Raw genomic sequence first — 13540 nt, forward strand, 5'->3', positions numbered from 1 at the left:
TCTCTGGTTACCTTCGCGACCGGACTATTAGAAGAGCGATGCGCTCGTCACTTTTAGTGATTCAAGACCGATCGCCAGCCAGTCCATCCATTCTGCGGTCCACTTCGTGCAGTGAGTAACCGAGAACGTGCCCCCGGTGACGAAAGCGAGGAGGTCCGCGACCAGCATGATCGAGTTGTGCACGGTGTGCACCGTACAGCACGCTTCCATGGCGTTTCCATCGGGATGGCCGTGTCTCGGTCGAGATGGTGGCATTTTGCATTTCAAATCTAACTGAGTCAATTAGCTGTGCATTCTGCGCGCTCCGTGGGGATAGTCGTTCCGTTCGTCCTCGTGGCGGGATGACGGGTGCGTGGGCGGTAGGTTGTTGGCTACCGGGGCGATCGAGGAGATGGATCGTTTTGATCATTCATCGCCCCGGGCGCGACCTTGTCGGATGATGTCGGAGACGCCGATGCAGGATCAACTTGTTCTGGCGGTAGCCACCGCGTTGGCGGCCAAGGGCGGAGAGGCGCTGATCGTCGACGGCGGCGGCGGTGCACTGGGTCGGCTCTACCGGTTGTTGCGGGACCGCGAGCGAGTCGTGCAGGCCCGGGACATCCGGGGCAACGTCTCGTTCTGAACCGTTCACGTCGATCTCCGGAGGTGCCGGTGCGGCAGTGGTCCGATAAAGACGGTCGAACGAACGACCTGCGGCCGCGTGGTTGGCGAAGCTCGAACAGCATGTCGGGAACGGTGTACGGGCCAAGCCTTCAGGCCGGTTCCATCGCTGGCGGAGTACATATTCATGAAGCTCCTGGAAATCCGACGACAATTCCGCGTCAGCTTCCGGCTCCGACCGCCAACTTCGTCGGCAGGGCGCGGGAACTGGCCGAACTGAATACTCTTCTGTGCCTGGACGGACCCGCGCTTGTGGTGATCAGTGGTCCCGGTGGCGTCGGCAAGACCGCATTGGCGGTCCGATGGGCGGAAAATGCGCGGGATTTCTTCCCCGACGGGCAACTCCATGTCGACCTCAATGGATTCGGCGCCGGTGATCCGGTTGATCCGGGCGAGGCGTTGGGCGAACTCCTCCGGGCGCTCGGCACGCCACCGGAACGGATGCCGGTCACGCTTGCCGAGCGGTGCTCCCTGTACCGCTCGATGACCGCCGACCGTACCCTCCTGGTGCTCCTGGACAGCGCGCACTCGGCAGCTCAGGTACGGGCGCTGCTACCGGCCGGATGCTCGAAGGTGCTGGTGACCAGCCGAGCCCGTCTGGTCGGTCTGGTCGCCGACGGTGCCCGGCTGGTTGACCTGGCTCCGTTGCGGCCGGCCGAGTCCATCCTCCTGCTCTCCCGGGCGGCCGGGCGCGACCTGATCGATCACGAGCCCGACGAGGCGGCCCGACTCGCCGAGATCTGCGGAGGATTGCCGATAGCCCTCTGCGTCGCCGCCGCCCGACTGGCCGCCCGACCGCGACTCTCGGTACGTCGGATGACGCGGGACCTGGCGTCCGAGGCGCACCGGATCGGCCAACTGTCCCGGGTGGACGGGCTCTCGGTGCAGGCGACCTTCGACGTGTCGTACCGGTCCCTGCCGGCCGAGGCGGCGGCGGTCTACCGGCGGTTGGCGCTGCACCCAGGATCGGAGTTCGGCATCGGTGTGGTCGCGGCGGTGCTGCCGGCGCCCGCCGCGGACGACGGCGGCGCAGAGAGATCCGCCGACCCGTCCACCGGGCCCGGCGGCTCCGACCGTCCGCCCGCCGGCCGTTCGGACGAGTCCGCCGACCGCGATGAGTACGGCACACCGGCCGCGACCGATCTGGTGGAGACCCTGCTGGAGGCGAGCCTGCTGGAGGAGATCGGCGAGAATCGCTTCCGGTACCACGACCTGCTTCGCCTGCACGCCCGGCAGAAGGTGGAGACGGACGAGACCGAATCCGCGCGCGGGCTCGTGGTGTGTGCAGTGCTGGAGTGGTACTTCGCGGCCGCGGCACGGGCCGACCTGGTGCTGACCCCCTACCGCCGCCGGCTCCCGTACGACTTCGTCAGCCGGCCCGGCGACCTGCCCCGGTTCCCGGACCGGGAGGCGGCGTTGACGTGGCTGGACCGCGAACGGCTCAACCTCTTCGCGGCGGGACGTGAGGCCCTACGGCGCGGCCACGCCAAGCTTGCCTGGCAGCTCTCGGACGTGGTCTGGCCACTCCTTCTGTATAGAAAGCACTATGTCGACCGGTTGCGGGTTGATCGGTGCGGTGTCGAGTCCGCCCGGGCCTGCGGTGACCGGTGGGCCGAGGCGGAGATGTTGAAGCGGCTGGGACGGGTGCTCACCAAGTTCGGTGACCACCAGGGCGCGGAGCGGCACACCACGGACGCCATCCTTCGCTACCAGCAGGCCGGCGACGTCCGTGGCCGGCTCGACGCCGAGGCCGGCCTCGCCGCGCTGTACCGCGAGTCGGGGCGGGCGGCGGAAGCGGTGGAACTCTTCGGCCGGCTGGTAGGGGCCAACCGGGAGCTCGGCGACGACCGGAACACCGGGCTCGCCCTGATCAACCTGGGTACCCTGCTCGCCGAACTCGGCCGGCCCGGCGAGGCGATCGGGTTCCTGCGGGAGGCCGAGGGCATCTTCGCCGGGCTGACCACGGTCGACCCGTACAACGGGGCGCGGGTCCTCATCGCCCTGGCCGGTGCGCTGCTCAGCACCGGGGACCTGACCGGGGCTGAGCGAGCCGCGACCGAGGCGGCCCGGCGGATGCGCGGCCTCGGCTCCGATCACGAGTACGCCGAGGCGCTCGGCCAGCTCGGACGTGTCGTGCGGCGGCAGGGGGACTCCGCCGCCGCGCGACGGCATTTTCAGCGAGCGCGGGAGATCTTCGTTCGGCTGGGTTCGTCACGAGCGGTCGAGGTCGATCGGTACCTGGCCGAGCTGGGCCGGAGCCCGGGCGGAGGCGGGCCGACGTCGCCGGCAGGACCAGCGGGCGGTCCGGGCGTGCAGCCGGAGCCCGGCGATCGCAGCCAACCTCCGTCCGGCTGAACCGGCCAGGTCGACGCCGAGCGACCAGTGTGCGTAGATCCAGCCGGCAACCTCCTCGACCCGTACCGGATCAGGCCGGGGCGGGCCGTCCCGGGACGGTGTGGGGTGGATCGGCTCGTCGAGCGAGAGGGTCAGCAGCAGGCCGTCGCGCAGTCCGGCGTCGAGTCGGAGCCCGGTGCCGGAGGGCCGTCCACCGCGGGCGCCGGTGCGGTGCTCGGCATCGCGGGCCGGGCCGGGGGACGCGGTTCCGACATCACCGGGCAGCAACAGCACCAGCGTCAAGCCCGGGTACCGGCCGAAGAGGTCCGTGCAGCGGTCGGCGGGGCACCTGTGGTCCGCCAGGGCGACCAGTACGTCCGCCAGGGCTGCCCGCCGGGGCCCGACCCCGGACAGACCGATCCACCCGATCACCGGCTCCGGCACCTCGTTCACGACGAGCGCTCCGACCGGACCCGTGGCTCCGGCACCGGCGCCGGCTGGCGATGCCGCCCCGGTTCGTCGAGCCGCAGCAGCCGGTACATGGTCTGCCGGAGCAGGGTGCCCGCCCGGCCCGGCCGGGAGGTGAGCCGGGCCACCACCGCTGCCTGGTCCACGGGGCGTACCGAGCGGAGCTGGTCGGGCACGGGCCGGCGCGGATCGAGCCGTTCGGCGGCGCCGATCACCGTCTCCTGGGCCGAACCGGCGGTCACGGCGCTCAGGCCGGGAGCGAGATGCAGGACCTTGCGGCCCAGCGCCGCCGCGTACGTGGTGACCGAGCCGTGGTCGCCGATGACATGGTCGGCGGCCACGACCACGCTGCGCCAGTCGTCCTCCGGACCGGGCAGGATAAGCCCGGCTTCCCGGCAACTCCGCAGCCAGGCGCGTACCTGCCGGTGACCGTGCGCGCACCAGACCGCCGGATGCAGCAACGCCGCCACCCGGAACCGTTCCCGGGGAAGCTGATCCATGACGAGTGGCAGCAGGTCGGGCCGGTTCCCGAACAGGCCCGTCCGGCCCCAGGTCGAACTCACCACCACGAGTTCCTGGTCGTCGTCGACACCGAGCGCCCGGCGGTACCGACCCCGCTCGGGCAGGCTCGCGACGAGCCGGTCGAAGCACGGGTCGCCGGCCACCACCGCCACCGGCACGGCTTCCGGACACTGCCGGCGCAGGATGTCGAGTTCGTGCTCGTGGGAGAGCGCGATCGCGGACGGCAACACCTCGCCGTTGCGGGTCAGCCGCTGCGGGTCGAGCCCGTACACCGGCGCCGTCGCCAGCGCCGGTCCGCGCCGGCCGGACGGTCGGGTCGTTTTCCCGTGCCCGGCCCCGTGCGCCATCACCAGCACCGGTGCGTGCAGGTCCGCCAAGCCGCCGTACGCGGCGGTGAGGGCCAGGTCGAACTCCTCCCGTACGGCCTGCGGCCAGGGCAGCACGAGCGCACCGATCCGGTGCAGGTGCCGGGCAACGCCGCGGTTGAACGCGTCCGGTGGGACGGTGAAGACCGTCTGGATCCGGGGATCCTCCTCCAGCAGTTCGACGACGTCCAGTAGTCGGTGACAGCTGGCAATGGTGTGTGCGACGATCAACACACTGCGGCAGCCAATTCGGGTAACCCACCGGGACGCCTCGATGCCAATGGGTACCCGTGACCATTCATGGGCATTCATCTCATCCTCTCCCATCGTCTCGACGTGGACGGTGAGAGAGTCGGCGACAATGTTGCCGACCCGCTTGCAGTGTGGCTTGCAGTCGGCTTGCAACGTCCACATAGCGGAATGTCGGAAGTTTGACGATGGGAATCGCCCTTGGCTGCCGAAGTGGTCGGGAAGAAACTGATGAAGGGTAAGTCGGTCCGACGGAGGGACGACGCCCGTGGAGTTCGTGATACTCGGCCCCACAGCGTTGGGCGTCGGCGGGCACCCCGTGTCGCTGGGCGCGGCGAAACAACGCGGTCTCCTTGGCGTACTCCTTTATCACGCAGGTTCCCCGGTGCCCGTCGACGCGATTGTCGATCACCTGTGGGGAAACCGCCCGATCGATGGCTGTCGGGGGAACCTGCATGCCCTGGTCAGCCGCAGCCGCGCGGTGCTGAAGGCAACGGGTCTGCCGAACGCCCTCGTCCGGACGCCGGGAGTGGAGGCGTACCGGCTCGACATCGATCCGGCTCTGGTGGACTACCACAGATTCCGCCGCCTGCTCGACGACGCCCGCACCGCTGTTGACGAAGGCGATCACGAAAGGTCGGCGGCAGTGCTGTGCGCGGCGGTGGACCTCTGGCGAGACGAACCACTTGCCGATCTTCGGAGCGCCCGCTCCGAACACATCCGTCGGGCCATGAAAGAAAGCTTTCTCGCGGCACAGAAGCTGCTGGCCGAGAGCCACAGCCGAATTGGCCGCTACGACGTGGTGCTCCGCCGACTCGAACCGCTGCTGTTGACCTACGACGTCGATCAGACCCTGGCGCGCTATTGGATCACCGCCCTCTACGCGAGCGGACGCGAGGACGAGGCCCGGCGCTTCTCGATCGATTTCCGGCATCGATACCGGCGGAAATTGCGGGCCGAACCGACTATCGATCTGCCGGCCCTACGCAAACGGAGTCGGCCCGCCCGTGCCGGGTCCGCCGGTCCGGATCCGGACGAGCCGGGGGCCTTTCGCCCGCCGCAACAGTTGCCCGCCGACATCTCGGACTTCACCGGCCACCGCACGGTGCTGGCCGAGTTGGACGCGACGGTGCGGACACCGGCGCCCGGCGGCCAGGTGGTGGTGGTGAACGGGATGCCGGGGGTGGGCAAGACGACCCTCGTGGTGCACTGGGCGCACCGGCACCGCGACCGCTTCCCGGACGGTCAGCTGTGGCTCAGCGCCGACGCGTACGGGCCTACCCCGCCGGTGTCGCCGGAGGACGCCCTGGGACGGTTCCTGCGCGCCCTGGGCGTCCCGGCCGACCGCGTCCCGGCCGGCGGTGAGCAGCGCCGGGAGCGGTTCAACCAACTCCTCGCCGGTCGGCGGATGCTCATCGTGCTGGACAACGTCCGCAACTCCGACCAGGTCCGCCCCCTGCTGCCCACGGCCGAGGGCTGTATGGCGGTGGTGACCAGCCGCAACCGGCTGATGAGCCTGACCATCCGGCAGGGCATTCCGAGCGTCACCGTGCCACCGCTCTCCGACGAGGATCGCCGTACGCTGCTGAGCCGGGTGATCGGCACGGCCCGAGCCGCGGGCGAACCTGGACCGGTGGAGACGCTGGCCCAGTTCTCCGACGGGTTACCGCTGGCACTGAGGATCATGGGTGAGCACATCACCGCCCGGTCCCGGGCCAGCATCGCGGACCTCGTCGACGAGTTGTGGGGCCGGCTGCTGGACTCCCCGGACGGCCACGAGGACGAGGAGGACGACGCCAAGCTGAGCACGGTCTTCGCCTGGTCGTACAGGGAACTCGACCCGCCGGCGGGCCGGCTGTTCCGGCTGCTGGGACTGCATCCCGGCCGGAACGTCAGTCCGACGGCCGCAGCCGCGCTGCTCGGAGCGGAGCCCAGGACGGCGGAACGGCTGCTCGATGCGCTCGCCAAGCGGCACCTGGTCAACCACGACACCGCCCGCCGGTACCGGTTGCACGACCTGCTCCGCCGCTACGCCGCGCACCGCGCCGAGCAGGACGAGCCCGCCGAATGCCGTCGGGCCGCGCTGCGGCGTCTGCTCGACTGGTACCTGCTGTCGGCGGTCAACGCCGCCCGGGTACTGTCTCCGCACCGTCCCCCGGTGCCGGACCTGCCAGACGATGACACGGTCGAGCCGCTGCGGTTCGACGGCGACGCCGAGGCCCAGCGTTGGTGCGAGGCAGAACGTGCGAACCTGGCCGCCGTGGTCCGGTCGGCCGCGGACAACGGGTTCCACCGGCACGCATGGCAGATCCCGGGTGCGATCCACGACGCGTTCGGCCGGTACGGGCGCCAGGACGACGTGCTGGTCATGCACCAGATCGCGCTGACGGCCGCCGAGGCGGACGGGCACCAGATCGGGCAGATCGGCACGCTCAACAATCTCGGCTGGACCTACTTCGCGCTGCACGACTACCACCGGGCGGCCAGTGGCTTCGAGGCAGGACTGCGGCTGGCCCGGCGGATCGGCGCCACGGGTCCCGTCAACGTCTGCTCGCACAATCTGGCGAATGTGCACCTGAAGACCGGCGAGGTCCGCAAGGCGATAGAAATCTTCAAACGGGTGCTGGCCGGCTGCCGGGAGAGCGCGGATCTGCTCGGCCAGGCGGCGACCCTGCACCGGCTCGGCGACGCACAGCAGCAACTGCGCCGGTACGATCAGGCCGCCGCCTGCTACCAGGAGGCGCTGGTGATCCGGGAAGGACTCGGGGCGTGGCGCGATCAGGCGGTGACCCACGAGCGGCTGGCGGCGCTGCGGCTGCGGACCGGCGACCCGGAGGGCGCGCTGCGGCACTGCGAACTGGCCTTGGCGCTCCAGGAACGGGCCCGGGACGACGCAACCCGCTGCGACATCTTGGTCACCGGCGCCGACGCGGAGCGCGCGCTGGGACGCTATCCGGCAGCCCTGGAGCGTGCATACGCGGCGATCGCGCTCAGCGACGGTATCGCCGACTCACGGCGTCGGGCGGCCGGACTCGCGGTGCTGGCCGACACCTTCCTGGCCCGGGGCGACCTGCCGGCCTCGTACGACCACTGCCTGGAGGCGCTGGGGATCATCGGTGAACTCACCGGATCCGACCTGGACCCGGTGCTCGACCGGCTACTGAAGATCGAGAACGTGGTGGCCCCGCTGCCGCCGGCTCAGCGGATCGCCTCGATCGCCTTGCGGGCGGCGACCAGCACCGGATCCCAGACCGGGGCGTAGGGCGGCGCGTAGCCGAGGTCGAGGCCGGCCATCTCGTCCACGGTCATCCGGTTCCACAGCGCCACCGCCAGCACGTCGATCCGCTTCGCCGCCTCGGAACGGCCGACGATCTGGGCACCGAGCAGCCGCCCGCTGCGCCGCTCGACGATCAGCTTCACCGTCATCGGCTTCGCCCCGGGGAAGTAGCCGGCCCGGTTGGTCGACTCCACCCGTACGGCGACGAACTCGAAGCCGGCCGCCGCCGCCTCGTCCTCGCGCAGTCCGGTACGCCCCACCTCCAGGTCGCAGACCCGGGTCACGGCGGTGCCGACTATCCCGGCGAAGGTGGCGTACCCGCCGCCGATGTTGATCCCGGCGATCCGGCCCTGCTTGTTGGCGTGGGTGCCGAGCGGCACGAAGACGGGTTGGCCGGAGACCCGGTGCACCGACTCGACGCAGTCGCCCGCCGCCCACACGCCGGGGGTGTCCACCACCCGCATCCGCAGGTCGACCCGGATCCCGCCGGTCGGGCCGATCGGCAGCCCGGCCTCGGCCGCGAGCGCGGTGTTCGGGCGTACCCCGAGACCCAGCACCACGAGGTCGGCCGGCAGCGTGCCGTTCTCGGTGACCACCGCGGTGACCCGGCCGTCCCGGGTCTCCAGCCCGGTCACGCCGACCCCGCTGCGTACCTCCAGGCCGAGCCCGCAGAGTGCCTTCCGGACCAGGGCGCCCATGTCCGGGTCGACGGTCGACATCGGCTCCGGGCTCCGCTCGACCAGGGTGACCGAGAGGCCGCGCTGGATCATCGCCTCGGCCATCTCGACGCCGATGTAGCCGCCGCCGACCACCACCGCGTTGCGGGGCGCCGGATCGCCGTCCAGCCAGTCGATCAGCGCCGCGCCGTCGTCCAGGGTCTGCACCCCGAACACCCCGGCCGCGTCGGTGCGGGCCCAGTCGGGAGTCACGGGTACCGCTCCGGCGGCGTACACGAGCTGGTCGAAGCCCTCCCGGGCCTCGCGCCCGCCGTTCTCCAGGTCCCGGGCCACCACCTCGCGCCGGTCCAGGTCGATGCCGACCACCTCGTGCCGGAGCCGTACGTCGACCTGGAAGTCCTTCCGGAACGTGGCCGGATCCCGGCTGACCAGTTGGTCGGCGTCGTCGACCAGCCCGCCCACCCAGTACGGGATGCCGCAGGCCGAGTACGACGTGAAGTGGCCGCGCTCGAACGCCACGATCTCCAGGTCGGCGGCGTCCCGGCGGCGTCGGGCCTGCGACGCGGCCGACATCCCGGCCGCGTCGCCACCCACCACCACCAGCTTCTCAGCCATGGGCAGCGCTGCCCCGGGTACGCCGGATCAGGTCGTCCAGCACGTCTGACATCTCGTGCCGCCTGGCGTACGCGGCCCGCTGCCGGGCGGCGCCGGTGCCGTGCGCCTGCAACCGGCTCAGCAGCGAGGTGACCACCGGCAGGTCGCCGTGCCGTTCGAGGGCCGGCCGGAGCCGGTTGAAGAGCCGGCGCATCAGGTGCCAGGCGGGCCGGAGTTCGCCACCGACCGGGTCGACGGCCAGCCCTTCGAGGCCGTCGTGCGCCGCCCGCCAGTGCGCCGCCATCAGCATGTGGTGCGGCACCCGGGGCGCCGGCAGCCCGGCCGCGATGTCGGCCAGCGCGGTGTCGACCAGGGCCCGGATCAGCGCCGCGACCAGGATCGTGTCGTCGAGTTCGGGGCAGACGTCGCCGATCCGGATCTCCACCGTCGGATACTTCGACGACAGCCGGGCGTACCAGTAGAGCATCCCCTCGTCGAGCATCATCCCGGTGCCGATCAGGTCGTCGACCAGGCGCTCGTAGTGCGCGTGCGACTCCAGCCAGGGCGTCGGCGCCACCGACGGCCAGCGCTCCCAGAGCACCGAGCGCCAGCTCGCGTACCCGGTGTCCCGGCCGGCGTAGAACGGCGAGTTCGTGGTGGCGGCGTGCAGGATCGGCAGGGTCGGGCGGAGGTGGTTGAGCACCTGCACCGCGATCTCCGGATCGGGTACCCCGACGTGCACGTGCATGCCGTTCACCCCGGGTGACGGGACCAGCAGCCCGAACCGCTCGATCATCTGATGGAACCGGGGGTTGTCCACCAGCGGCGGCACCGGACCGTCGACCGGGCCGGTGCCGACCGCGACCAGGCGTACGCCGGCGGCCTCGGCCGCGTCGGCCAGCCCGGTACGCAGCAGCCCGAGCGAGTGCCGCAGCGCGCTCAGTTCCAGCCCGGGCGGGGTGCCGATCTCGATCTGGCTGGTCTGGAACTCGTGCTGCACCTGCCCGCGCAGGTCGTCCGGCACCTCGGCCAGCACCGCCTCGACCGCAGGTGCCGCCGCCCCGGTCGCCGGGTCGACGAGCAGGAACTCCTCCTCGACCCCGACCGTCAGCGGGTCTGGTCCGGCGTTCGGCGCAGGTCTCACCGGTGCGGCCATCTCGTCGACCATCACCATCACCATCACCGCCCATTATTCGATTGGAACAGTGTCGCTACCGCGACAGGTAGCTCATTACCCTCAGTGTCGATGCCGGAAAACTCCCCGGGACGCCATTCGCGGCATCAGCCCCGGTAGGGGGCGTCCGGCCGGTGGCGACGCCGTGCCGGGTCGGGGTCCGGCCGTGCGGTGACGTGCTGGTCAGCCCGCACAATTCCGAACGGCCGATCGGCGGCTGAGCATCCGGTCGGACTGCCGGGGCGGGGAAGGTGAATGGTTGCCCGCGCTGGTTAGCCTGGGCACCGTGCCGGCGACACCGTTGCACTCCACCCCCGGCCGGGCGGGCCCGCCCGGCCGGGCGGCGGTGCTGCTGGGCTGGCTGGCGTACGCGCTGGTCCAGGTCGGCGCGCCCACCGGCCCGGCGGTCGAGGCGCTGGCCGGTGCCGCGGTGCTGGCCGCGGCGTCCCTGCTCGCGGTCGCCCTGGCCGGCCGCCTGCCGGCCGTTCGGGACGCCGACGTCGACCAGGCAGGCCAGACCGCCACGATCCGGCAGCGGTCCCGTCGGTTCCGCACGCCCCGCCAGCTCGATCCGGACGCCGCCGGCCGACCCCGGCCCCGGGCGCCCTCGGTACACCCCTCGGCCGGTTAGCGGCAGCACCGTCCGCTGCCACGCCGGTCGATTCCGTTCCGCGTAACCCGCCCGTACGCCCGCTTCCGCGCCAGGCGCCCGGGCGGCTCCGTTCCGGACGCTCTTGCGAGCGGGACGGAGCCGCCCCGGCGCCTCGGCGGCGGTTCCGGCGTCGGGCCGTCCCGCCCGGCCGGGGGCGAGCCCCGTCCGGCGTTCCGGAATCGAGCCGAGGGGTTCTGCCATGCTTGCCTTCGCACCACTCGACGGCGCTGTCGACGCCGCCGCACACGTCGTCACACTTCTCGCCGCCACGGTGGAACCGCTGGCCGGGACCGGCGCCACCGCCGCCGCCATCGTGCTGTTCACCATCGGGATCCGGCTGTTGATCTCGCCGCTGAGCTGGGCGCAGATCCGGGGCGAGCGGCGCCGCGCGGCCCTGGCGCCCAGGATCCTCGAACTCCGGCGGCGACATCGCGACCAACCGGCCCGGCTCCAGGCCGAACTGGTCGCGCTGCACCGGGAGGCCGGCGTTTCGCCGTTCGGCAACTTCCTGCCGGTGCTGGCCCAGGCGCCGTTCTTCTTCCTGATGTACCGGCTGTTCGCCGTGCCGGGCGACGCCGGCCCGGCCGCCGGTGCCGGCGGACTGCTCGCCGAGCGGCTGTACGGGGTGCCGCTCGGGCAGCACCTCGGCGACGGGCTGGCCGGGGCGGCCGGGCCGGTCTTCGGCGTACTGCTTGGACTGCTGGTGTTGCTGGCCTGGTGGTCCTCCCGGCGGATGCGCCGGGCGGCGGGCCTGGCGGGGCCGGCCGACACCTCGGCGGGCGGTGCGGAGGTGCCCGGCGCGGCGGTACTGGCCAGGCTGCTGCCGCTGCTGCCGTACGGGACCGTGCTGGTCGCCCTGGTGCTGCCGCTGGCGGCGGTGCTGTATCTGGTCACCACCACCGCATGGACCGGATTGGAACAGGTGGTACTGCGGCGGGGGTAGCGCATCGACAAGTGTTGACACGCGGGGGCCCGGGACGTACAACTCCTGAGAGAGCGCTCTCTCGGCTCCCCGTCCCCGTAGGGCTCCCCGTCCCCTGTAGAGAGGCCCGCAGATGAACACCACCGGGATCGCCCGGCCGGACCTCACCGGCCGGACCACCAGACGCCGCCTCGCCCTGCTGGTGGCCGTGACCACCCTGTTCGCCACGGTCTTCGGCACGGTGACCGTGACCGCCCGCGCCGCCATTCCACCCCCGGCCTCCGGCTGGAGCCTGGTCTGGGGCGACGACTTCACCGGCGCCGCCAACACGCTGCCCTCGTCGGCGAACTGGATCATCGACACCGGCACGAGCTATCCCGGCGGCCCGCCGAACTGGGGCACCGGCGAGATCCAGACCTACACCAACAGCACCGCCAACGTCAGCCACGACGGCGGCGGCAACCTGCGGATCACCCCGATCCGCAACGCCTCCGGCCAGTGGACCTCGTCCCGGATCGAGACCGTCCGCACCAACTTCAAGGCGCCGGCCGGCGGCGTGCTGGCGATCGAGGGCCGGATCCAGATGCCGAACGTGACCGGCGCGGAGGCGGCCGGCTACTGGCCGGCGTTCTGGGCGCTCGGCGCGCCGTACCGGGGGAACTACCAGAACTGGCCCGGGATCGGCGAGTTCGACGTGATGGAGAACGTCAACGGCATCAACTCGGTCTGGGGCGTACTGCACTGCGGGGTCGCGCCCGGCGGGCCGTGCAACGAGTTCAACGGCATCGGCGCCCAGCGGGCCTGCCCCGGCTCGACCTGCCAGTCGACGTTCCACACCTACCGGTTCGAGTGGGACGCCTCGGTCAGCCCGCAGCAACTGCGCTGGTACGTCGACGGCCAGCACTACCACACCGTCACCCAGACCCAGGTCGGCTCGTACTGGTCGCAGATGACCGACCACGCCGGCTACTTCCTGCTGCTCAACGTCGCGATGGGCGGCTCGTTCCCGAACGGCGTGGCCGGCGGCACCACCCCGACCTCCGCGACCGTCTCCGGCCGGCCGATGCTGGTCGACTACGTCGCGGTGTACAGCCGGGGCGGGGGCACCAACCCGACCAACCCGCCGACGACCCCGCCGCCGACCACTCCGCCGCCGGGCGGCACGGTGAGCGCGTACTCGACCATCCAAGGCGAGGCGTTCAACGGGCAGCAGGGTGTCGCGGTCGAGGCGTGCAGCGAGGGCGGCCAGAACATCGGCTGGTTGGCCAACGGTGACTGGGTCCGGTACGACCGGGTCGACTTCGGCTCGACGCCGCCCCGGGACTTCGTGGCCCGGGTCGCCTCCGGGGCGGGTGGCGGGGTGAGCGGCCTGGTGCAGGTCCGGGTGGACAGCCCGACCGGTCCGGTGCTGGGCAGCTTCGCCATGGGTAACACCGGCGGCTGGCAGAGCTGGCAGTCGATTCCCGGCAACGTCTCGGCGGTGACCGGGGTCCGTACGGTCTATCTGACCTTCAGCAGCGGGCAGCCGGCGGACTTCGCCAACCTCAACTGGTTCACCTTCCGGCGCTGAAACCTCCCACCTTCCGGCACTGAACCCGGGAACGATCCGCCGCTGGCCTCGTGCGGGCGGTCAGGACCGGTCCGGG

Annotated in this window: 10 protein-coding genes; 6 read left to right on the plus strand and 4 right to left on the minus strand. The window is 71.5% G+C overall.

From position 1 onward, the window contains the following. Positions 1-27 precede the first annotated feature (27 nt). Positions 28-183, minus strand: a complete 156-nt coding sequence (locus R6Y94_RS42920) for a hypothetical protein (protein ID WP_318402977.1) — start codon at positions 181-183, stop codon at positions 28-30. Between the two features lie 271 nt (positions 184-454). On the opposite strand from R6Y94_RS42920, the gene R6Y94_RS42925 reads away from it, so the two are divergent. Together R6Y94_RS42925 and R6Y94_RS42930 are read left to right on the plus strand one after the other, a co-directional pair. Continuing rightward, positions 455-622 (plus strand): hypothetical protein, encoded by a 168-nt coding sequence (locus tag R6Y94_RS42925; protein WP_318402979.1) that lies wholly within the window; start codon positions 455-457, stop codon positions 620-622. Between the two features lie 293 nt (positions 623-915). After that, a complete protein-coding gene (locus R6Y94_RS42930) occupies positions 916-3015 on the plus strand; it encodes a tetratricopeptide repeat protein (RefSeq protein WP_318402981.1) in 2100 nt (699 codons plus the stop codon). 428 nt (positions 3016-3443) lie between these two features. Here R6Y94_RS42930 and R6Y94_RS42935 read toward each other — a convergent pair whose 3' ends face one another. Continuing rightward, a complete protein-coding gene (locus R6Y94_RS42935; protein ID WP_318402983.1) occupies positions 3444-4583 on the minus strand; it encodes a hypothetical protein in 1140 nt (379 codons plus the stop codon). A gap of 400 nt (positions 4584-4983) precedes the next feature. On the opposite strand from R6Y94_RS42935, the gene R6Y94_RS42940 reads away from it, so the two are divergent. Continuing rightward, positions 4984-7860 (plus strand): ATP-binding protein, encoded by a 2877-nt coding sequence (locus tag R6Y94_RS42940; RefSeq protein ID WP_318402985.1) that lies wholly within the window; start codon positions 4984-4986, stop codon positions 7858-7860. On the opposite strand, the gene R6Y94_RS42945 is transcribed toward R6Y94_RS42940, so the two are convergent. Beyond that, positions 7797-9167: an FAD-dependent oxidoreductase gene (locus R6Y94_RS42945; RefSeq protein WP_318402987.1), complete on the minus strand. Its 1371-nt coding sequence runs from the start codon at positions 9165-9167 to the stop codon at positions 7797-7799. The two genes, R6Y94_RS42940 and R6Y94_RS42945, sit on opposite strands and share 64 nt — an antisense overlap. Then, entirely contained in the window at positions 9160-10320 is a 1161-nt protein-coding gene (locus tag R6Y94_RS42950) for a glutamate--cysteine ligase (RefSeq protein ID WP_318403004.1), read from the minus strand. Before R6Y94_RS42950 ends, R6Y94_RS42945 begins: the two co-directional genes overlap by 8 nt. A 259-nt stretch (positions 10321-10579) precedes the next feature. Between R6Y94_RS42950 and R6Y94_RS42955 the strand changes: the two genes are divergently transcribed. The 3 genes from R6Y94_RS42955 to R6Y94_RS42965 all read left to right on the plus strand — a co-directional run bounded on the left by R6Y94_RS42955 (position 10580) and on the right by R6Y94_RS42965 (position 13464). After that, a complete protein-coding gene (locus tag R6Y94_RS42955; RefSeq protein ID WP_318402989.1) occupies positions 10580-10951 on the plus strand; it encodes a DUF6412 domain-containing protein in 372 nt (123 codons plus the stop codon). A 220-nt stretch (positions 10952-11171) separates the two neighbouring features. Continuing rightward, positions 11172-11915 carry a YidC/Oxa1 family membrane protein insertase gene (locus tag R6Y94_RS42960; protein WP_318402991.1) on the plus strand — a complete coding sequence of 248 codons (744 nt, stop codon included), beginning with the start codon at positions 11172-11174 and terminating at the stop codon, positions 11913-11915. 112 nt (positions 11916-12027) lie between these two features. Beyond that, positions 12028-13464, plus strand: a complete 1437-nt coding sequence (locus R6Y94_RS42965) for a carbohydrate-binding protein (RefSeq protein ID WP_318402993.1) — start codon at positions 12028-12030, stop codon at positions 13462-13464. Positions 13465-13540 lie beyond the last annotated feature (76 nt).

It is taken from the genome of Plantactinospora sp. KLBMP9567 (assembly GCF_033446045.1).
Lineage (GTDB): Bacteria > Actinomycetota > Actinomycetes > Mycobacteriales > Micromonosporaceae > Plantactinospora.

What these genes read in the sequence shown, in the direction of transcription:
- R6Y94_RS42965 (WP_318402993.1), top strand. Translation starts at nt 12,028, where the DNA reads ATGAACACCACCGGGATCGCCCGGCCGGACCTCACCGGCCGGACCACC.
- R6Y94_RS42960 (WP_318402991.1), top strand. Translation starts at nt 11,172, where the DNA reads ATGCTTGCCTTCGCACCACTCGACGGCGCTGTCGACGCCGCCGCACAC.
- R6Y94_RS42925 (WP_318402979.1), top strand. Translation starts at nt 455, where the DNA reads ATGCAGGATCAACTTGTTCTGGCGGTAGCCACCGCGTTGGCGGCCAAG.
- R6Y94_RS42945 (WP_318402987.1), bottom strand. Translation starts at nt 9,167, where the DNA reads ATGGCTGAGAAGCTGGTGGTGGTGGGTGGCGACGCGGCCGGGATGTCG.
- R6Y94_RS42950 (WP_318403004.1), bottom strand. Translation starts at nt 10,320, where the DNA reads ATGGTGATGGTCGACGAGATGGCCGCACCGGTGAGACCTGCGCCGAAC.